The sequence below is a fragment of the Noviherbaspirillum soli genome, assembly GCF_015352955.1.
GTDB lineage: Bacteria > Pseudomonadota > Gammaproteobacteria > Burkholderiales > Burkholderiaceae_D > Noviherbaspirillum_A > Noviherbaspirillum_A soli.
Genome location: NZ_JACYOX010000026.1, coordinates 1 through 21,092, shown reverse-complemented (window position 1 = coordinate 21,092; position 21,092 = coordinate 1). Strand labels below are relative to the sequence as shown.

Genomic DNA, 21,092 nt, shown 5'->3' with positions numbered 1-21,092 from the left:
TCTTAAACAGGTAATCGCTTCGGTATCGAAAATGAAAAAACGGCGCCCTCATTGGGTACGCCTTCTGCCCAGGCCCGCCCGCCATGGCGCTCGACGATGCGGCGCACATTGGCCAGGCCGATGCCGGTGCCTTCGAATTCCTCCATGCGATGCAGCCGCTGGAATACAGCGAACAGCTTGTGGGCGTAGTCCATGCTGAAGCCGACGCCATTATCGGCGACATGGAAAATGAACTCGTCCGGGGTTTGCTCTGCCTGGATGGAAATGACGGCGACGGGCCGGTTGCGGCTGTATTTTACGGCATTGGCCACCAGGTTATAGACAGCCAGCTCGATGAAGGTGGCGTCGCAGCGGATCACCGGCAGCGTACCGACTTTCCATTCGATGCTGCGCCCTTGCGTATCCTGCCGCACCCGCTTGATTGCCGCCTGCACCACCTGGTTCATGTCGGTGGCGGCCGCATGCAGCGCCGAGCGGCCCATCTGCGAGAAGCTCAGCAGATCATCGACCAGCTTGCCGGCGAAGCGGGCCGAATCGGCGATGTTTCTCAGGTAGCGGTTGGCGCGCTCGTTGAGATTGGCGCCCTCGAATTCGATCAGCAGGTCGGTGAAGCCGACGATGTGGCGCAGCGGCGCGCGCAGGTCATGCGACACCGAATATGAGAACGATTCCAGCTCCTTGTTGGCGCGGCCCAGCTCGTCGGCCAGTCCGGCCATTTCCTCGGCCCGCGCCAGCACGATGCCCAGGATCGCGCTGCGAAATTCCAGCGCCACTTCCAGTTCGTTCTTTTGCCACGGCTCGGAGGTGTTGCGCACGGTTTCGCGCCAGGTGTCGAAGCTCTGGCGCGGCGTCAGCGGACGCGCCTCTTCCAGTTGTTCCGCCTTGTGCGCCGGATTGCCGGCCCATTCCACCGTCTGCACCACCTCGGGCCGGAACCAGAGCACGTAGTGACGGTAGTTGCGCGAGATCGACATGGCCAGGATGCCGCTGGCGCGGGCGGCGTAATCGGCGGCCGGCGGAAAGTCTTTCGGCAGCGCGCTGCTGTGATACAGCTCGCCGTTGCCGCTGGCAGCCAGCCACTCCACCAGTTGCGCTATCTGCTCATGGCTGGGCGTATCGCCGAATAGCACCGTGTTGCCTTCGAATACCAGCGCCGCACCGGATGCGCGCATCAGCAGCAGGAGGTCATGCGAGACCGTGCTCATGTTGTGCACGAATTCTTCGCCCAGGCTCAGCGCGGCAAGGATGGAGACCAGCTTGCTGCGCAATTCCAGCCGGTAGGCGTATTCATTGCCTTCGATGATGGATTCGATGCGCAGCGCCAGGATCTGGCCCAACTGCTCGCAGGCGGTGCGCACTTCAAACGGCACGAACTGCGGCGCCTTGTCGTGGCAGGAGATCATGCCCCACAGCCGGCCCTTGATCACCAGCGAGATCGACATGGAGGCAATCGTCCCCATGTTCTTCATGTACTGCACATGCACCGGCGACACCGCGCGCAGCCCGGAGAAGCTCAGGTCGGTAGGCTGGCTGGTGTCGGGGTCCATTTCCGGCACCAGCCGCGCCGGCTGATAGTTGGCGTCGGCGATCAGCCTCACATGATTGGCCAGGTACAGGCGCCGCGCCTGCTGTGGAATGTCGGAAGCCGGAAAGCGCTGTCCGCTGTAGGACGGATAGCCCTCATCCAGCGTTTCGGCCAGCACGCGGGCATCGTCGTTCTGGTCGAAGCTGTACAGGAACACCCGGCCCATGCCGGTGATTTCCTTGATGGTGCGCACCGCATACTCGCAGATCGCATCGACCGAATCGACATGCGACAGGGTCTTCAGGAAGCGGCCCATCAGGGTATAGAGCAGGCGGAAATCGGCGGCGCCGCTGCGCTGCACCGGCTCGAATTCGATCAGGGTGGCATGGTTGCAGCGGTGGGCGATGACGTCGAAGTAGCCGACCTTGCCCACTTCGATGGCGCCGACGTAGATCGGCTGCGCCAGCGCGCTGGCATTGAGCAGGGCGCGCGCCACGAGGTCGGCATGCTCGCTGCCGATCAGGTCATCGAGCCGGCGGCCGAGTATGGCGGAAATGTCGCGTCCGAACAGCGCGGTCGCATTCTCGCTGGCCTGGCGCACGCTGAAGTCTTCGGGATTGACATTGATCAGGAATCCATGCGGCTGTATGCCGCCCGGAATATGGATCGGTTCGCGGTCGCAGGAGGTAACGTCAATGCCGTTCGATGAGGATGGGGGAGTCATGGGAAAAGCGCATCTGCATCAAGGAAGGCGGCGTACGGGCCGGCTCAGGTGAATAAAGGCAATCTTGCAAGTGCCGCCATTCTCGCAAATTTCGGCGGATCTTGCCGCCGGGGCAAGCGCCTGGCTTGTCGCAATCGCATTGGAGGAGGAACTGCTTTGGGTTAGGGCCGAGGTCAAGGTGGCTTCAGCAGCAGGCGTAGCCTGGGTTGAGCGCAAGCGAAACCCGGGGGTGCACCGTTGACTAATTCAAAGCACTTCTGCAAGACCGGCGGGGACGCGGTTCATTGCGGCAAGGCGATGTGACATCGTGGCCGGTGCCGGGCCGAGCATTTGCGTAACAGGCGCCAATAGCGCTTGCAAGCCTTTTCAATTTTCGTTGTTGCAGGGGCGAGCGGGCGGTGATATCGCCGTTACGGTAGACCCTCACGGCGCCAGTTGTTGAACGTAACCCGGATTTCGCTTCGCTCATCCAGGCTACGCTTGCTGATACACCGGTGTTGGCTGGTGGACGGGCTGGCGGAATGCCCCTTCGGGGTATTCCGCCCTCCGAAGGCGTCGAATGCAACGGGTATTGCAGCGAAGGATGCTTATTGGCTGATGAGCACCGCGACCGGCCGCTCGCCCAGCAGCGTTGCCAGCGACAGGCTTTCCCCACCGCCCGGCACCATGCGATCCGACAGCGCATCGGTCCACTGCGCCCCGGCCTCGGGCAGCATTAACTCGGTATCGCCCCATTCCCCGGCGCCCGGCTGCGGCCCCTGGGCGGGCAGGCGCAGGGCGGCTACCAGCAGGGTGCGGCCCTGGTGCCGGCGCAGGAAGGCCACCACGTGCCCGGATTTGGCGCCGTGCGCCTGCAGCGGGATGTAGTCGCCCTCGTCGAACAGCGCCGGTTGTTCAGCGCGCAGCTGCAGCACCCGCTGTATCAGCGGCTGCTTGATCTGCGCCTTCTGCCACAGCATGCGGTCGAAGTCCTGCTGCGTATCGGCGGCGGCCAGGGCGCTGCGGCGGGCGTCGTAGTCGACCAGCCGGCGGTTGTCGGGGTCGACCAGGCTCAGGTCCCAGAACTCGGCGCCCTGGTACAGGTCGGGCACGCCGGGCGAGGTCAGGCGCAGCACGGTTTGCGTCAGGCTGTTGCACACGCCTGGCAAGGCCAGCCGGTCGACCCAGGTGCGCAGGTCGCGGATGAAGGGCGCGCAACTGCCGCCATCCATCAGGCGCATCAGGAAGTCGCGGCTGCCCTGTTCATAGGCGGCGTTGGGCATGACCCAGCTGGTCTGGCGCTTGGCTTCGCGACTGGCCTTTTCCTGCCAGTCGGCGACGCGCTCGGCATAGGCCTTCAGGCCGTCATGGTCTTCCGGAGCCAGTTCCAGCGGCCAGGCGCCGATGATCATCTGGTACAGCATGGCCTGGTCAGGCGCCGACGGCGCAAACTGGCCGGCGCCGAGGTCCACGCGCAGCGGCTGGTGCTGCGTCATCCACTTGCGCACCGATTCGCTCCATGCCTGCGGCAGTTCAGACAGCACGGCCAGGCGGGCGCGCACATCCTCGCCGCGCTTGTGGTCATGGGTGGCAGTGGCCAGCAGGGTATGCGGGAAGTCGCGCAGGCGCTGCAGGTTGGCGCTGTGAAAGGCGTCCACGCTGAACGCGAAGCGGCCGGGGTCGCCGCCGACCTCGTTGCGCGACAGCAGGCGGCCATAGCGGTAGAAGGCAGTGTCTTCCACCGACTTAGCGGCCAGCGGCGGCGTCAGCTGCTGGAAGCGGGTGATGGCGCGCAGGCGCAGCGCCCGGGCGTCGGCGTCGGCGATGGAGGAGGGGGTTTCGCCGCCCAGCCAGCGCGCCAGCAGGTCCAGCAGCGGCTGGTCGGCCGCGCGCACGCGCGGGCGGGCCTCGTCCAGCGCGGTCTGCAGCAGGGCCTGGTCTTCGTGGTCGCGGCCGTCGTCATGCACATAGGTGCGATAGGCCGGGAAGGTGACCAGCAGCTCGGTCAGCACCCGCCGTATCGACGAGGCCGACACGTCGCGGGTGGCAAGGTCGCTGCGCGCCACCGCATGCAGCGCGCGCACCAGCGCGTCGGTCTCGCCGACGAAGTTCTCGGCCAGGAGCTGGCGGCGCGCGGTCTGCACATGGGTGTCGAAGTCGCGGGCGTCGCCGTTGACTTCCACCCAAAGGTGCTGCAGCGCATCGGCGCCGCGCGCATCGTGCAGCACGCCGCTGACCTGGTCCATGAATTCATAGCCGGTGGTGCCATGCACCTTCCAGCCGGTGCGCACCGTCTCGTCGCCGGTCAGGATCTTTTCGATCACGATGTAGGGCGCGCCGCCGGGCGCATCGGGCGGGCGCTGGTCAGTCAGCGCTTCCAGCTTCTCGCGCAGCCTGCGGCAGTAGTGCGCTGGGCGCGCCATGCCGTCGACATGGTCGACCCGCACGCCGTCGATCACGCCCTCGGCGTAGAGCCGCAGGATGCAGGCATGGGTGGCGTCGAACACGTCATCGTCCTCGACCCGCACGCCGGCCAGGTCGCTGACCTCGAAGAAGCGCCGCCAGTTGATTTCCTCGGCCGCGTTGCGCCACCAGGTCAGGCGGTAATGCTGCTGCTCCAGCAATGCATGCAGCCGCTGCAGGCCGTCCGTCGTGTCGACCGCATAGTGGGCCAGCACCCGTTCCAGCGCGGCGCGGCCGTCGGGCTTGGTCCACAGGCTGCGCAGCAACGCGCGGTTGGCCTCATGCTGGCGCAGCGCCGCCTCGGCGCCGGCCTGGTCGTCCTGCGCGTCGCGCATCGACGCGGCCGTCTCGCGCAGCGCCGGGTCCGAGGCCAGCACCTGGGAGTACGTCGATGGCGCCATCGGGAAGCGATGGTCGTAATGGGCAAACCAGAAGCCGCCGGTGGCGTCGTCGAAGCGCAGTTCGATCTGGCCGTCCTTCAGCGCGTCGCCATACTGCGCGCCGAGGAAGGGCAGCAGGATCTTGCCCTTCAGCGCCGGGTCGGGCGAGTTCCAGTCGATGTCGAACCAGTGGACATAGCGGCTGCCCGCGCCCCATTCGAGCACGTCCAGCCACCACGGGTTCTCCGGGCCGCCCACGCCCATGTGGTTGGGCACGATGTCCAGCAGCAGGCCCATGCCGCGCTGGCGCAGCCTGGCTACCAGCTTCTTCAGCGCTTCCTCGCCGCCCAGCGCGGGGCTGATGCGGGTCGGGTCGACGATGTCGTAGCCATGGGTCGAGCCCTTGCGGGCCGACAGCAGCGGCGATGCATACAGGTGGCTGATGCCGAGGTCGGCGTAGTAGTCGACCACGCCGAGAGCATCGGTCAGGGTGAAGTCGCTGTTGAACTGCAGGCGCGCAGTGGCGCGGGGGATGCTCATTCGGTTCGCTCCGGCGCTTGCCTGGTCTGGTTGAGAATGTCGGTGCGCGCGATCACGGCGGCATCGTCGAGCATGGTGTCGACGCTGCCCGGCATGCGGCGGCGCCAGTTCGGGTGCTGGTCGGTGGTGCCGGGCAGGTTGGGCGCTTCGGCCAGGCCCAGCAGGTCCTCGATCGGGATCATCGCCAGCGGCGCCGGCGTCATGCCGACATAGGCGATCGCATGCTCGATCGGCGGATGCTCGGGCGGCGGCGGCTGCAGGCCTTCATGCTCGGCCAGCACGCCGGCCTCGGCCATCGACTGCCACAGCGATATGCGTTCGCCGTTGCGGATCTCGCGCTCGCCGGCTTCGCTGGCATTCGGTCCCAGCATGTCGAGCCGGGCGCGCCAGTCGATGTCGCGCGCCTGCCACCAGCCGGCAATGGTCGGCAGGTCGTGGGTCGTGGTGGTGGCCATCGCTTCCTGCGACCAGGCATTGGGCGGCAGGAAGCGGCTGTCGCGGCGCTGGAACCACAGCACCCGGATGCCAAGGATGCCGGCGCCGGCCAGCCGCTCGCCGAAGCCCGGCGGTATCGTGCCCAGGTCTTCGCCGATCACGATGCCGCGATGGCGCCAGCTTTCCAGCGCGATCAGGCGCAGCAGGTCGTCGAACGGAAAGCGCAGGTAGGCGCCCTCGGTCGAGGAAAAGCCGTCCGGCACCAGCCACATCCGGGTCAGGCCCAGCACATGGTCGATGCGCACGCCGCCGGCATGGCGGAAGGCCGAGCGCAGCATTTCGAGATAGGCCTGGAAGCCGTGGCGGCGCAGCGCCACCGGCGAGAATGCGCCCAGGCCCCAGTTCTGGCCCAGCGGCGCCAGCACGTCGGGCGGCGCGCCGACCGACAGGCCGCCCAGCATCTGCTCGCCGCGGCTCCAGGCCTGGCTGCCGGCCGGGTCGGCGCCCACCGCCAGGTCGCTGATGAGGCCGATCGCCATCCCGGCTTCGCGGGCGGCGATCTGCGCCTGCTGCAGGCCGAGCGCGGTTTGCCACTGGAGGAAGGCATGAAAGCCCACCTCGTCGGCGTGTTCATGCGCGAACTGTTCGATGGCTGCGCCGCGCGGGTCGCGGTATTCTTCGGGCCAGCTGCGCCAGTCGCCGTTCCTGCCCTGGCTGCGCAGCCAGGCATGCATCGCTTCGAAGCGGGCATGGTCTTCCACCGTGTCTCCCTGCTCCTCGCGGAAGGCGGTGAAGGCGGCGTAAGCGCTGCCGCCGGCCTGCCTGAAGCGACCGTACAGCGCGCGCAGCACCTTGAATTTCCAGGCCGAGGAAGCCGGCCAGTCGATCAGTTCCAGCGCTTCCAGCCGCTCGCCTTCTTCCACCAGGCCATGCTCGCGCAGCACCTCGGCCAGCACTTCCTCGCCCATCACCGCGGACGGGTCGATGTGCAGCGCATTGAACAGCACCCGGCTCGACGGGCCGTACGGACTGAAGCGGTGCAGGTCGTCGGCGAACATGGCATGCACCGGGCTGATGGCCACCGCCGATGCGCCGCGCCGCGCTGCCTGCCGCACGAAGCGGGCCAGGCCGCCAAAGTCGCCGATGCCGCCGTCGCCAGGCCGGCGCAGCGAATACAGCTGGGTGGCGATGCCCCACAGCCGCGGCTCGGTGACCGGGGTGCCGGGCAGGGTGGCGGCGGCATCGGCCACGCTGTAGCAGCGCGCCGGCGCCACCGCCAGCGTGACCTGGTAGTCGGCCACCTGCAGCTGATGGTAGCCGGGCGTATGCAGCGGCGTGATTTCCAGCGCCTGTTCCGGGTCGTCGGAAAAACGGCCCTCGATCACGCTGCCGTCTTCCAGTTCCACCCGGTAGGGCTTGCTGCGCAGGATGGGATGGCGGCCCAGCGGTATCGCCATGCCGACCTGGGCAGTCAGCAGCGGCGGCAGCGGCCGCGTGGCCTTCTCGGTGGCCAGCGCGGCGATGCTGGCTTCGCAGTCGGCGTCGGTGTCGCCGGGCATGCCCAGCGCGCGCAGCATGGCGCGCATCGACTCCGGCGCCACGGTTTGCGGTGCACCGAAGGCGTCGATCCAGGTTGGCGAGATGCCGGCCATTTCGGCCAGGGCCAGCAGTGCTTCATTGCTCAAGATAGTCCTCCGGTGTCAGGTGCGGCTCAGCTGGCGATGCGGGACACGCCCAGCAGTACCGCGCTGTGCGCGGCAACCACGATACGATTGTTGATCACGGCCCGCACGACTGGTTCGTCGCGGGTCGCCAGCCGCGCCAGCGCCTCGATGGCGGCGGCGCCGCCTTCGCCTCCGCCCGTGGTGTCGGTCGCTGCCGACATCGCCTGCGCGATCGCGACCTCGGCCTGGGCTTCGGCGCTGGCCACCGCCTCGGCCGCATAGTCGCCCACCTCGATCGGCTCGGCGGCGTCGGCCAGCAGTTCCCATTCCAGCACCGGCTCGGGCAGGATGAATTCCCGGTCTTCCGAATAGGCGTTCATCAGCAGCATCGTGGCCGACACCGGGCCGCCGGGCTCGGCCCGGCCGACGCGACGCAGGGTCAGCATGCGGCCTTCGGCGAACTGCCACATCTCCGGCGTCATCGGGTTGCCGGATTCGTCGAACCAGCTGGCGTCCATCAGGCCCGGCAGCACTTCGGTGCCGCCGGTATAGAAATGGGTCTGGCGCAGCGTCGGATGGGCGGCGCGGGCGGCCACGCAGCGCCGGGTGAACCTGACCATGGCCTGGCCGGCGTCGCTCTCCAGCGCGCTCCAGTCGAACCAGCCGATCTCGTCGTCGTGGCAGTAGGCGTTGTTGTTGCCATGCTGGGTGCGGCCGAACTCGTCGCCGCCCAGCAGCATCGGCGTGCCGTTGGCGAAGAACAGCGTCATCAGCATCGCGCGCTTGACCTTCTCGCGGGTGATGATGATGCCGGGGTCGTCGGTCGGGCCTTCGGCGCCCCAGTTGAAGCTCTGGTTGTCGTTGGCGCCGTCGCGGTTGTCCTCGGCGTTGGCTTCGTTGTGCTTCTCGTTGTAGCTGACCAGGTCGTTCATCGTGAAGCCGTCATGGGCGGTGATGAAGTTGACCGAGGCCCATGGCCGGCGCCGCCGGTGGCCAAACAGGTCGGCCGAACCCATCAGGCGCGCCGCCAGCGCCGGACGCACGCCGGCGTCGCCCTTCCAGAAGCGGCGCACGTCGTCGCGGTAGGCGCCGTTCCACTCGGCCCAGCCGGGCGGATGCTGGCCGACCTGGTAGCCGCCGGGGCCGATGTCCCACGGCTCGGCGATCATCTTCACCCGCGACAGCACCGGGTCCTGGCGCACCGCGTCGAAGAAGCCGCTGCCGGGGTCGAAGCCATGCGCCTCGCGGCCGAGCGTGACCGAGAGGTCGAAGCGGAAGCCGTCCACATGCACCTTCTCGACCCAGTAGCGCAGCGAGTCCATCACCATCTGCAGCACCCGCGGATGCGACAGGTTGACGGTGTTGCCGCAGCCGGTGTCGTTGATGCAGTGGCGCGGATTGTCCGGCAGCAGCCGGTAGTAGCTGGCATTGTCGAGGCCGCGGAAGGACAGCGTCGGTCCCAGTTCGCTTTCCTCGCAGGTGTGGTTGTAGACCACGTCCATGATGACTTCGATGCCGGCCTTGTGCAGCTGGCGTATCGCCAGGCGCATCTCGTTCAGGGAGCCGTCGGACAGATAGCGCGGCTCGGGGGCGAAGAAGCTCATGGTGTTGTAGCCCCAGTAGTTGCGCAGCTTCTTTTCCAGCAGTCGCCGGTCCTGCAGGAAGGCATGCACCGGCAGCAGCTCGATGGACGTGATGCCGAGCTTGACCAGGTGGTCGATCATGTACGGGTCGGCCAGCGCGGCGAAGGTGCCGCGCGCTTCCTGCTCGATGTTCTCGCAGCGCATGGTCATGCCGCGCAGATGCCCTTCGTAGAACACCGTGCGGTCCCAGGGGATCTCGGGCGAACGGTCGTTGCCCCAGTTGTAGTAGTCGTCCACCACCACCGACTTGGGCATGAAGGCGGCGCTGTCGCGGCGGTCGAAGGACAGGTCGGCGCGCGATGATTCGAGGCGATAGCCATACAGCGCGTCGCTCCAGCGCAGCGCGCCGGCGACCTGCCTGGCGTACGGGTCCAGCAGCAGCTTGTTATGGTTGAAGCGGTGGCCCTGTTCGGGCTGGTAGGGGCCGTAGGCGCGGTAGCCGTAGAGCTGGCCGGGCTGCACCCGCGGCAGGTAGCCGTGCCAGACTTCATCGGTGCATTCCGGCAGCACGTGGCGCGCAATCTCGCGCCGGCCAGTGGGGTCGAACAGGCACAACTCGATCTTTTCCGCATGCGCGGAAAACACGGCGAAGTTGGTGCCAGAGCCGTCAGGCGTAGCGCCCAGCGGATAGGGCGATCCCGCGCTCATGCGGGCAGGGGTTCTGGCAAGCGCCATGGTCAGGTACTCCTCTTCAAGATCATTGCGGATAGGGGCGGCAGGGTCAGTTCCAGCGACTGGTCATGGCCATGGCTGCCATGCGGCTGCGCCGTCATGAATTCCGGGTTGCCGGTGTTGCTGCCGCCATAGACGGCGGCGTCGGTGTTCAGGATGGTTTGCCAGGCCGACGGGCCCTGGCCTTCGATGCCGGGCACGCCGAGCCGGTAGTGGTGGCGCACCACGGGCGTGAGATTGATCACCACCAAAAGCGGTTCGTCGCCGACCGCGGCGTCGCCCTGGCGCAGATAGGCATGCACGCTGTTGACGGCATCGTCGCGCACCACCCAGGCGAAGCCGCGCGGGTCGGCGTCGGCGGTATGCATGGCCGGCTCGGTGGCGTATACCCGGTTCAGGTCGCGCACCAGGGTATGGATGCCCAGGTGCCGCTCGTCGTCCAGCAGGTGCCAGGGCAGGGCGCCGTCATGGTCCCATTCTTCCCATTGGCCCAGCTCGCTGCCCATGAACAGCAGCTTCTTGCCGGGATGGGTCCACATGAAGCCGAGGTAGGCGCGCAGCGTGGCGCGCTTCTGCCATTCGTCGCCCGGCATCTTGGACAGCAGCGAATGCTTGCCATAGACCACCTCGTCATGCGACACCGGCAGCACATAGCGCTCGCTCCAGGCGTAGCTGATGCTGTGCAGCAGTTCGCCGTGGTGGTACTGGCGGTACAGCGGATCGCGCTCGATGTACTGCAGCGTGTCGTGCATCCAGCCCATGTTCCACTTGTAGGTGAAGCCCAGGCCGCCCTGGTCCACCGGCGCGGTCACGCCTGGCCAGGAGGTGGACTCCTCGGCAATCATCAGCGCGCCGGGGCAGCGCTGCTGCACCACGGTGTTGAGTTCCTTCAGGAAGGCAACAGCCTCCAGGTTCTCGCGGCCGCCGTGGATGTTCGGTATCCATTCGCCGGGCTTCCTGCTGTAGTCGCGGTACAGCATGGAGGCCACCGCGTCGACCCGCAGGCCGTCGATGTGGTACTGCTCCAGCCATTCCATCGCGCCCGAGATCAGGAAGTCGCGCACTTCGTTGCGGCCGAAATTGTAGATCAGGGTGTTCCAGTCATGGTGGAAGCCTTCGCGCGGGTCTTCATGCTCGTACTGCGCGCTGCCGTCGAAGCGGGCAATGCCGTGGGCATCCGACGGGAAGTGCGCCGGCACCCAGTCCAGCAGCACGCCCAGGCCGGCCGCGTGGCAGCGGTCGACGAAGCGGGCGAAGGCTTCCGGCGGGCCGAAGCGCGCGGTCGGCGCATATTGCGCCAGCGGCTGGTAGCCCCAGGAGCCGCCGAACGGATGCTCCATCACGGGCAGCATCTGCACATGGGTGAAGCCGAGGTCGGTGACGTACGGGATCAGGCGGTCGCCCAGTTCGTCCCAGGTCAGGCTGCGGTTGGACTCATTGGCGTCGCGCTGCCAGGAGCCGGCATGCATTTCATAGATGGAGATCGGCGTGTCGGGGGTGTCGCGGCTGGCGCGGGAGGCCATCCAGGCCTCGTCGTTCCACACATGCACCTGCAGCGGCGCGACGATGGACGCGGTGGACGGCGGCACCTCGGTGGCGCGGGCGACCGGGTCGGCCTTCTGCGGCAGCAGGTGGCCGGAGGCCGACAGCAGCTCGTACTTGTAGCGCTCGCCGACGCCGATGCGCGGAATGAACAGTTCCCACACGCCGGCCTCATGGCGCAGCCGCATCGGATGGCGGCGGCCGTCCCATAAATTGAAGTCGCCCACCACCGATACCCGCTGCGCGCTCGGCGCCCAGACCGCGAAGCGGGTGCCGGCCACGCCGTTGACCGTCATCGGCTGCGCGCCCAGGCAGCGGCCCAGGCGGTAATGCACGCCGCCGGAAAGCAGGCCGAGTTCATGGTCGGACAGCAAGAGACCGAAGGAATACGGGTCCTCGGTCTCGAACACGGTTTCATTGCCGCTGGCATCCGGCCACCAGATGCGCAGCCGGTAGGCCTGCCCCGGCCGCATGCGGGCCGGCGTGCCGACGAACATGCCGCGCGCATCGACCTGGGTGAAGTCGGCCAGCAGGCCGCCGCGCAGGCCGATCGCCTGCACCCGCAGCGCGCCCGGCTGCCAGGTGCGGATCTGCAGCCGGCGCCCGACCTGGTGCGGGCCGAGCAAGGAGAACGGGTCCTGCAGCCGGCCTTCGGCCAGCGCATCGATCAGATGGGTAGGAATGCGGTTTTCGGCAGGCGGCACCGCGGCCCGCCTTTCCTGTTCAATTTCTTGCTGCATGAATTCCTCGACATGATCTGGTTGCTGCGTCGCAAAAACCGGGCCACCGGCATGCGGATGCGATGGCGCCATGCGCTTCCCCTTCAGGCCCGCTTGTACAGCGTCGCCGCTTCACCGGCGGCCGCACTGCGCGGCAGCAAGGTGTTCTCAAAGAGTGCGCGGGCATGGCCGGGCGCGATGTCGGCATACATGCGGATGTACTTGCGCACCGGGCCGTACCAGGAAAAGTCGGCCTGCATCGCATTGCGCTGCAGGCGCTGCCAGCAACTGCCCTGGCCGTACAGCGCAAGCGCGCGTTCCATCGCCCGCACCATGTCGTCTGCGCTTTCGCCGTCGAACAGCACGCCGTTGGCCAGCTCATGCGGCGCATCCGGCTCGCCGGCGTCGGACACGGTGTCGCACAGGCCGCCCACCCTGGATGCCACCGGGATGGTGCCGTACAGCATCGCATAGATTGGCGTCAGGCCAAAGGGTTCGAAGCGGGTGCCATGCAGCAGCATGTCGGCGCCGGCATGCAGCGCATGGGCCATTTTCTCGTCATAGCCGATCTGCACCGCCACCCGGCCCGGCCAATCGGCCGCCAGCTGGCGGAAGCGCGCTTCATAGGCATGGTCGCCGCGTCCCAGCACCACCACCTGCAGCCGGCTGTGGTCGGCCAGGAGGCGCGGCAGGGCATCGAGCGCCACGTCGGCCATCTTCTGGTGGGTGATGCGGCTGCCCAGCGCCACCAGCGGCGCGAACGGTTCGACCGGCAGGCCGCACAGCCGCTGCAGGTCGCGCTTGCAGGCGGCCTTGCCGGCCAGGTCGTCGACGCTGAATGCGCGTGCCGCAAGCGGGTCGTGCGCCGGGTTCCAGGCGCCGGTGTCGACGCCGTTGGGTATGGCCAGCAGCGCGTCGCGCCGCGCATTCAGCAGGCCGTCCAGGCCGTGGCCGAAGCGCGGCGTCAGGATTTCCTGCGCATAGGTGTCGCTGACGGCGGTAATGCGGTCGGCGCACAGGATGCCGGCCTTCATGAAGCTCAGCTTGCCCCAGAACTCCACGCCGTCGGCATGCAGCATGTCGGCCGGCACGCCCAGCCTGTCGGCGTGCGTCATGTCGACATTGCCCTGGAAGGCGAGATTGTGGATGGTCAGCGCCGAGCCGACGCTATCGATGCCCTGCGTCTTGAGCAGCAGCGGAATCAGGCCGGCATGCCAGTCGTTGGCATGCACCACATGCGGCGCGGGCAGCATGGTCCGGCCGGCGCAGATGCGCGCGGCGGCATGGGCGAGGTCGCCGAATGCCAGCGCATTGTCGTCATATTCGAGGCCGTCGTCATTCACATAGGGGTCGCCGCTGCGGCTTCGGAAGCGCTCGGTGTCGAGCAGCAGCACCGGGACATTGGCGCCGGGCATGCGGCCCAGCAGCAGCCGGCCGGCGCCGCCGGGCAGGTCGTCGAGCACGGGGCCGATCTGGCGCAGGCCGATCGCACTGGCAAGCGCAGCCGGATAGCCGGGCATCAGGATGGTAGCGTCCACGCCGTGTTCGATCAGCACGGCGCCAAGCGCCGTGATCACGTCCGCCAGGCCGCCGGTCTTGACCAGCGGTACCGCTTCCGATGCAACGAGCAAGACCCGCGCTCTCCCCATGTGACTCCCCTTGGTTGATTGAATGGTTGCCGGCAGGTGGCGGTTGGCCGCTTGTTGATATCGGTCGTATGCCTGGCAGACTCGCCACTCTATTGAGAATATTGCCACTTCGCTATCGGCGGGGGCCGCATACGCCTGTGGGAGTTTTCCTACAGGGGAAGATTTCTCGGCATGCCCTGGCGTCTGCAATAGTGCTGCCATATCAGTTGGTCGCTGCAGGGAAAGCCGGAAGCGGCATGCCCGTGACGGGAATCAGGCAACGAGGGCATGTATTGCTGACGCCGGGCCCGGCCGGTCTGCCGCGGGTGCTGAGATTGCTGCGGCTGTTGCGGAAGGAGAGGACTTCCGGTCAGACTGGTTCAGGTGCGGCCGGGATCAATCATCCGGCCAGTGAATTCCCGGATACATTCCGTACCCATCGCCGGCGCCGCCAGCTGCATGGGCCTGGCCTCAGGCCAGCATCATCCACGTTCCCGCCAGCGCAATGCCCAGTCCGGCGGCACGGCTGGCGAACTGGCCGGCGCGGTTGGCGGCCAGCATGCCGGCCAGGTGGAGCAGGGCGGTGACCGCGGAAAAACCCAGGAAGTAGGCAAGGGCGGAGCCATCGGCCGGCATTTCCAGGCCATGCGCCTGGCCATGGGCCAGCGCAAACGCGGCCAGCAGCAGGCCGCCGGCCCACGCCGGCATGCGCACTGAAAACACGGTCAGCATGCCCAGGGCGATCACGGACAGGCCGATCAGGCTTTCCATGCCGGCCAGTGCCACGCCGCCGGCGGCTGCCAGCGCGCCCATGAGCATGGCCAGCGGAAACAGCCCCGGCAGACAGCGCCTGGCGGTCGGGTTCTGCGCCGCTGCCCACAGGCCGACCGCCAGCATGGCCAGCAGATGGTCTGCTCCGGAAAGCGGATGCAGCAGGCCGGCCAGCAATCCCGCGGCATGCATGCCGTCATGCGCCATGGCGGGCGTGGCAAGCAGCGCCAGGGCAGTGCATGGCAGGGTCAAATGCAATTTTTTGGTGCGGAATGCACTGATTTTAATCATCTTTTTCAATCAGTTCAGTGGAAATGGTGTTTTTTTACGCCAGCCGGGCAGTGCCGGTGACCCTGCCTGCTCAATAGCAAAAGCTGCGCCGGCCGATATGCCGTAGCCGGCGGCGATCCGCCTGCGGGCCTCGTTCGACAAGGTGATGTGCAACCTGCGGCGGCTGATGTCGGCCCGGCGGGCAGCCGGGGGCATGCTGCCGCAGGTGAAGCTGGTGGCGGTGGTGATGCGCATGAACCTGGACCTGGACGAGTTGCCGGCCCTAGTGCGGCTGGCTGGCGACGAGGGCGTGGAGAGCCTGTCGGTGCAGCATCGGTGCCATGACTTCGGCGAGGACAGCCCGCCGGCGCAGTATCAGCCGATGCGCGCCTTCATCAATGGCCAGACGCTGTTGGGAATGAACGGGCCAGGGTTGATGCGGTATTCGCCGTGGCCCGCGCCGTGGCCGAACGGCTGGGTGTCGCGCTGCGCCTGCCCAACCTGACACCGCGCCGCCAAGCCTCCGACGTGCCGGGCAGGAAACGCTGCGACTGGCCCTGGCGCGGCGCCTACATCAGCTACGACGGCCGCGCCATGCCCTGCTGCATGGTGGCCACGCCGGACCGCATCCACTTCGGCAACATGGCCGAGGAAGGCGTGGCGGCGATCTGGAACAATGCGGCCTATGCCGCCTTCCGCAAGGCACTGTCTTCGGACATGCCGCCGCAGGTGTGCAGCAGCTGCGCGGTCTACAGCGGGACGTTCTAGGTGGTGGTGCGCGGTCGGCGCCTTTTGCTTGAATGGCGGGCCCAAAGCCCATTCCAACTGCAAGATTCGTAGGGCGCAATACCCCGGAGGGGCATTGCGCCAGGCCGTCGATGAAGGCATCAGCCGGTATCGGCCGCCCGGTCTGCGACCCGTGGTGCAATGCCCTTCGGGGATTGCACCCTACGCCGCCTCGCGCCGGCTTTCCAGCAGCGCCAGCACCGCCAGCTCTTCCATCTTCAGCGCATGCGGATCATCAGCCGGCGCCTTCATCGACTTCATCAGCTCGTCCCAGGTTTCATGCATGATGCCCTGCAGGTAGCAGTCCAGCACCGCCGGATGCACATAGCATTTGCGGCAGACCGCGGGCGTATTGCCGAGCCGCTTGGAGACGCTGGAAATGGCCTGCACGATGTTCTTCTTCGCGTCGGCCTCGGACTCCGCCGCGCGCAGCCCCTGCAGTTCCAGCGCCGCCAGCATGGTGCCCGACCAGGTGCGGAAATCCTTGGCCGTATAGTCCGCGTCGGTCAGGCTGCGCAGGTAGTCGTTGACGTCGGCCGAGTCGATGGTGTGGCGCTCGCCATCCTCGCCGATGTACTGGAACAGTTCCTGGCCGGGCAGGTCGCGGATGCGCTTGATGATGCGCGCCAGCCTGGGGTCGCGCAGCCGTATCGTGTGCTCGACGCCGCTCTTGCCGCGGAAATGAAACTCCACCTCGCGCCCGCTGATGTCGACATGCCGGTTGCGCAGCGTAGTCAGTCCGAACGACTTGTTGGTGCGCGCATATTCCTCGTTGCCGATGCGGATCATCGTGTCCTGCAGCAGCTGCACCACGGTCGCAAGCACCTTCTCGCGCGGCAGCCCCGGCCGCGCCAGGTCTTCATTGACCCTGGCGCGGATGCGCGGCAGCGCGCGGCCAAAGCTGAGCATTCTTTCGTACTTGGATTCGTCGCGCACGCTGCGCCATTGCGCGTGATAACGGTATTGCTTGCGCCGTTTCGCGTCGCGGCCGGTGGCCTGGATATGGCCGTTGGCAAGCGGGCAGATCCATACCTCGGTCCAGGCCGGCGGGATGGCCAGCGCGCGGATCCGCTTGAGCGTCTCCTCGTCGCGCACCGGCCTGCCATCCGGCCCGGCATAACGGAAGCCGGCGCGGGCCTTGCGGCGGGTGATGCCGGGCTTGCCGTCGTCGACATAGCGCAGGCCGACTTTCCGGGCAACCGCCGGCGCGTCCTCCGAGGGAGCGGGTGCGATGCTGGCAGCGGTCTTGGGCAGGGATTTCATGATGGCTGTGCGATGCGAAGGGACAGGCCTTGTGTGTAGCACATCCCGCGCCCGGCCATGGACGGCGCCAGGCAGGATCATGGATCGCGAGCAATCCCGCAATGCAGCAAGCGCCTTGGCGCAGGCGCCGCGGCAAGCCGTCGCCGTTGCATCGCCGGCCTGGTCGCGCCAGTTTTACTGCGCCGAATAGGCGCCGATATCCAGCGCGCCGCCGTTGCGCGGCCGGTTGCCCGCGATATGCACATACTCCCGCAGCGACGTCAGCGCCACGCCGCTCGGGCTGAAGCCGGCCGCGCTGCCGGCGCCGATGAAGGGCGCGCCGGCGGCAGGCCGCAGGTCGTAGGCGGCGCGGTTGACGAAGGCCGGCGCGAGCGAGCGGTAATTCGTCTGCAGCAGCGCGTTGCCCTGGCCGGTAAGGCTGCCGGTGCCGGCGAAGATGTTGTTCTGCGCCAGCAGCGGCGTGGTCACGTCGGAGCCGACCAGGATGAACATGCCGTTGCTGCTGTCATCGTTGAGGAAGGTATTGTTGACCACGTACAGGTGCTTGCCGGGGTTGGTCGCGCCTTCCACGCCATAGGACACCATGTTGGAATTCTGGTTGGCCGACGGCTGCTCGATCACGTTGCCGATCAGGTAGGCGGTGCCGGCGTTGGGCAGGTCGATCTCGTAGCTCGGCTGGGCCGGCGCTGTGGTCTCGAACTGGCCCGGCGGCGTGCTGGAGAAGCGGCTGTAGCTGATGTTGTTGACCCGCGCCCGCGACTTCAGGTTGTGGCCGACCCGGGCGTCATGGGAATAACTCGAACGGAAGGTCAGGCTGGCGACGCGGCCGACATACAGGTTGTGGGTGCCGCCGCCGTCGTTGCCGTTGTGGCCGAACTCGGTGTTCTCGATCAGGATATCGCTCTCGCCGTCGTTGCTGGTCAGGATGCCGCTTTCATTGTCATGGATGAAGCTGTTCTTCACCGTCAGGTGCTTGCCGTCCAGGCGGATCGCCGAGCCGTTGCCGTCCGGGACCTGGGCGCCCCACAGCTCGACATTGTCGACCACCACCCGGCTGCCGGTAATCACCCAGGTGCCCTTGCCCCAGGCGTAATTGCCGAACGCGCCGATCTTGGGTCGGCCGTTGATGCCGCGTATGGTCAGGTCGCTGGCATGGAAGGCGCAGGTGTCGCCGTCATAGGTGCGGCTGCCGGCGGCGTCGATTTCCACCAGGTCGCCATTTCCAGCCGCCCTGAGCGCGTCGCAGGGCCGCGCATAGTCGCGGCCGGGGCCGACCGACAGCGTGCGGCCGGAAACCGCGCGGCTGTAGACCCGGCCGGCCACCGTCACGCCCGCCGGCGCGTACTGGCAGGACTTGCCGGCGCCCGGTGCAGGATCGTCAAAAGTGGCGTTGTTGCACGGGATGTCGGCGGTGACGTTCTGATAGGTATAGCTGCCGTCGATGCCGTAGCGCACCTGGCGCGCACCGGGCACGGTGCAGACTTCGCCTTCGGCGGCGCACTGTGTCCAGCCGTCGGCGGCGGCCGGGGCGGCGACGAGCAGGCCGCTGGTACCGCCGCTGCTGCTGATGCTGTTGCCGATGTTGGCCACGGAACCGCTGGCGACGCTGGTCTGGGAATCGCCGCCTCCGCCACCGCCGCAGGAGGCGAGAAGCAGGACGGCAGCGGTGATCGCGGCAAGGCGCAGGGCGGGCAGGGCGCCCGCATGGGAATGAAGGGAATTCACGTTCGGATCTCTGTTGCGGTTGCAGCGCAGCCAGGGATCCGGCAGCGCTAAATTTCCATGTGGAAATTGTAGCGCTAAATTTCTTTGAGGAAAATAACTTTTTGAACGTGCTTTTTTAACATTTCCATCCTGGCATCTGGCTTATTGCATGATCACCGGGCCGCCCTTGTCCAGCGCCCGCTGCCATGCCGGCCGCGCCGTCACCTTGTCGCGCCAGGCCTGCAGATGGGGATGGCTGCCCATGCCCGATGCACGCGACAGCGCTGCCTCCACCGCGAAGCTCATCTGGAAATCCGCGAGCGTAAGCTGGTCGCCGGCGAACCAGGCATGGTGCGCCAGGTGCTGTTCCATGAAGTCCAGCGCGGTGCTCAGGTTGGGGTCGATCAGGGCGGCCTGTACCTTGCCGCACAGCGCGCGGGCGATGGGGCGCACGAAGAAAGGCATGGGCTGCGTGGGGATGGTGGTGAAGACCAGCTTCATCACCAGCCAGTTCATCAGCGAGCCCTCGGCATAGTGCATCCAGAAACGGCACTGGCGGTGTTCCGGCGTGCCGGGGCGCGGCAGCAGGCCCGGCAACGTGGCGGCCGCCTCGGCGCCATAGGTTTCAGCCAGGTATTCCAGTATCGCGCCCGATTCCGCCACCGTGATGCCGCCGTCGGTAATCACCGGCGACTTGCCCAGCGGGTGGATCGCCTTCAGCGCCGGCGGCGCCAGGCGCGTCTTCGAGTCGCGCTGGTAGCGCACCATCTCATACGGAAGGCCCATTTCTTCGAGCAGCCAGAGCACGCGCTGGGAGCGCGAGGTTTCGAGGTGGTGCAGTGTGATCATGGTGGCAGGCGTAAGAGTGTGGGGGCGCTGGCGGCGGGCTTATGCCGCGTCCGGCCAGGGAGTGAGAATCTCGGCGCCGTCGTCGGTCACGGCGATCATGTGCTCCCATTGCGCCGACAGCGAGCCGTCCGCGGTGACCACGGTCCAGCCGTCGCCGAGCTGGCGCACGCCGGCGGCGCCGGCATTGATCATCGGCTCGATGGTGAAGGTCATGCCCTTCTTCAGCAGCAGGCCGGTGTTGGGCCGGCCGTAGTGCAACACCTGCGGTTCCTCGTGATACACCCGGCCGATGCCGTGGCCGCAGTATTCCCTGACCACCGTATAGCCGGCCGCTTCCGCCAGCGTCTGGATTGCGTGGCCGACATCGCCCAGCCGCGCGCCGGGACGCACCGCCGCGATGCCGGCCATCATGGCTTCATAGGTGGTCTGCACCAGCCGCGCTTGCGCCTCGCCGGGCTGGCCGACATGGAACATGCGGCTGGTGTCGCCATGCCAGCCATCCTTGATCACGGTGACATCGATATTGATGATGTCGCCGTCCTTCAATTCCTCGCGGCTGTTCGGTATGCCGTGGCAGACCACGCCATTGACCGAGGTGCACAGCGTCTTGGGAAAGCCGTGGTAGCCGACATTGGCCGGCGTGGCTTTCTGTACCTGGCGGATGTAGTCATGGCAGCGCCGGTCCAGTTCTTCCGTGGTCACGCCCGGCACCACATGGGGCTTGATCATGGCCAGCACTTCGGCGGCGAGTTTTCCGGCGACGCGCAATTGGGCGATCTGCTTGTCGTTCTTGAGCTTGATGGTCATGGATGTTGCGTAGGGTACGGGATGGGGGAGGGGGAGACTATAGCAGTCTGGCGCGGGTGGCGCAGGGGGAGGGGAGATGGGGGGCATCGGGGCATGATGCAGTTGCAGTTGCAGTTGCAGTTGCAGTTGCAGTTGCAGTTGCCGTTGCCGTTGCAGTTGCTTTTGAAGTGGCCGTTGCAGTTGCGGTTAGGGTCCCCGTCTGTGTACCGCCGTGTCGGCGATGCCCGGAGCGGGAAAAGGTGCGGCGTCTGTCTGAGCGCAGCGCAGCGCAGCGCAGCGAGTTTAGCCGCGCCCCGCTCCGGGCATCGCCGGCACGGGAACCCCGCGCAGCGGGGCGGCACAGTCGGGGTCGCCTTTTTTTGGTTACTTTTTTTGGCGAAGCAAAAAAAGTGACTCGCCCGCCGGGGCGAACACCCGGCCTGGTCATGACGGCAGGGCTGTCGCCTTGGGTCACCAGGGGTAAAGCGTCACTGCGAAGCAGCAGTTGATTTTGACGTTAAGGGTTTTGCTTAAAACACGTTGAACGACAAAACCGACAGTGCTGCCCGGGCGTTGCCGGATGACGCAACACGCTTGCACTGCCGTGGAGGCAAGCCGGGAGTCCGTCCCGGCGGCCGGGTCACTTTTTTTGCTTCGCCAAAAAAAGTAACCAAAAAAAGGCGACCCGGTGATCGCGCCCCGCTGCGCGGGGTTCCCGTGTCAGCGGTACCCGGAGCGGGGCGCGGCTA

The 21,092-nt window shown here is 66.9% G+C and carries 14 protein-coding genes; 2 read left to right on the top strand and 12 right to left on the bottom strand.

Translation table 11 applies throughout. The features are described 5' to 3' along the window. Positions 1–2 precede the first annotated feature (2 nt). From IGW04_RS17255 to IGW04_RS17220, 8 genes are all read right to left on the bottom strand, one after another. A complete protein-coding gene (locus IGW04_RS17255) occupies positions 3–2,249 on the bottom strand; it encodes an ATP-binding protein (RefSeq protein ID WP_194714324.1) in 2,247 nt (748 codons plus the stop codon). Positions 2,250–2,836: 587 nt separating this feature from the next. After that, positions 2,837–5,611 (bottom strand): malto-oligosyltrehalose synthase, encoded by a 2,775-nt coding sequence (treY, locus tag IGW04_RS17250; RefSeq protein WP_194714323.1) that lies wholly within the window; start codon positions 5,609–5,611, stop codon positions 2,837–2,839. Next, complete coding sequence (malQ, locus tag IGW04_RS17245) at positions 5,608–7,731, bottom strand: 4-alpha-glucanotransferase (RefSeq protein WP_194714322.1); 2,124 nt, start codon at positions 7,729–7,731, stop codon at positions 5,608–5,610. Before malQ ends, treY begins: the two co-directional genes overlap by 4 nt. 26 nt (positions 7,732–7,757) lie before the next feature. Beyond that, a complete protein-coding gene (glgX, locus tag IGW04_RS17240) occupies positions 7,758–10,028 on the bottom strand; it encodes a glycogen debranching protein GlgX (protein WP_194714321.1) in 2,271 nt (756 codons plus the stop codon). 2 nt (positions 10,029–10,030) lie between these two features. Next, positions 10,031–12,307, bottom strand: a complete 2,277-nt coding sequence (gene glgB, locus IGW04_RS17235) for a 1,4-alpha-glucan branching protein GlgB (RefSeq protein ID WP_194714320.1) — start codon at positions 12,305–12,307, stop codon at positions 10,031–10,033. An 83-nt stretch (positions 12,308–12,390) separates the two neighbouring features. Then, positions 12,391–13,917, bottom strand: coding sequence for a glycogen synthase GlgA (gene glgA, locus IGW04_RS17230; protein WP_267253702.1), 1,527 nt, complete (start codon positions 13,915–13,917; stop codon positions 12,391–12,393). 468 nt (positions 13,918–14,385) lie between these two features. Next, positions 14,386–14,937: a HupE/UreJ family protein gene (locus IGW04_RS17225; protein WP_228527165.1), complete on the bottom strand. Its 552-nt coding sequence runs from the start codon at positions 14,935–14,937 to the stop codon at positions 14,386–14,388. A 48-nt stretch (positions 14,938–14,985) separates the two neighbouring features. Then, entirely contained in the window at positions 14,986–15,210 is a 225-nt protein-coding gene (locus tag IGW04_RS17220; protein ID WP_194714317.1) for a hypothetical protein, read from the bottom strand. Between IGW04_RS17220 and IGW04_RS17215 the strand changes: the two genes are divergently transcribed. Both IGW04_RS17215 and IGW04_RS26145 read left to right on the top strand, forming a co-directional pair. Continuing rightward, positions 15,203–15,460 carry a hypothetical protein gene (locus IGW04_RS17215; RefSeq protein WP_194714316.1) on the top strand — a complete coding sequence of 86 codons (258 nt, stop codon included), beginning with the start codon at positions 15,203–15,205 and terminating at the stop codon, positions 15,458–15,460. The two genes, IGW04_RS17220 and IGW04_RS17215, sit on opposite strands and share 8 nt — an antisense overlap. After that, positions 15,418–15,723 carry an SPASM domain-containing protein gene (locus IGW04_RS26145; RefSeq protein WP_194714315.1) on the top strand — a complete coding sequence of 102 codons (306 nt, stop codon included), beginning with the start codon at positions 15,418–15,420 and terminating at the stop codon, positions 15,721–15,723. The genes IGW04_RS17215 and IGW04_RS26145 overlap by 43 nt, the downstream gene beginning before the upstream one ends. A 180-nt stretch (positions 15,724–15,903) precedes the next feature. Here IGW04_RS26145 and IGW04_RS17205 read toward each other — a convergent pair whose 3' ends face one another. The 4 genes from IGW04_RS17205 to map form a co-directional block, all read right to left on the bottom strand. Beyond that, positions 15,904–17,004, bottom strand: coding sequence for a DNA topoisomerase IB (locus tag IGW04_RS17205; RefSeq protein ID WP_194714314.1), 1,101 nt, complete (start codon positions 17,002–17,004; stop codon positions 15,904–15,906). 174 nt (positions 17,005–17,178) lie between these two features. After that, positions 17,179–18,729 carry a right-handed parallel beta-helix repeat-containing protein gene (locus IGW04_RS17200; RefSeq protein ID WP_323744873.1) on the bottom strand — a complete coding sequence of 517 codons (1,551 nt, stop codon included), beginning with the start codon at positions 18,727–18,729 and terminating at the stop codon, positions 17,179–17,181. A gap of 141 nt (positions 18,730–18,870) precedes the next feature. Further along, positions 18,871–19,557, bottom strand: a complete 687-nt coding sequence (locus IGW04_RS17195) for a glutathione S-transferase family protein (protein ID WP_194714313.1) — start codon at positions 19,555–19,557, stop codon at positions 18,871–18,873. Between the two features lie 39 nt (positions 19,558–19,596). Next, on the bottom strand, positions 19,597–20,364 hold the full coding sequence (gene map, locus IGW04_RS17190) for a type I methionyl aminopeptidase (protein ID WP_194714312.1): 768 nt from the start codon (positions 20,362–20,364) through the stop codon (positions 19,597–19,599). Positions 20,365–21,092 lie beyond the last annotated feature (728 nt).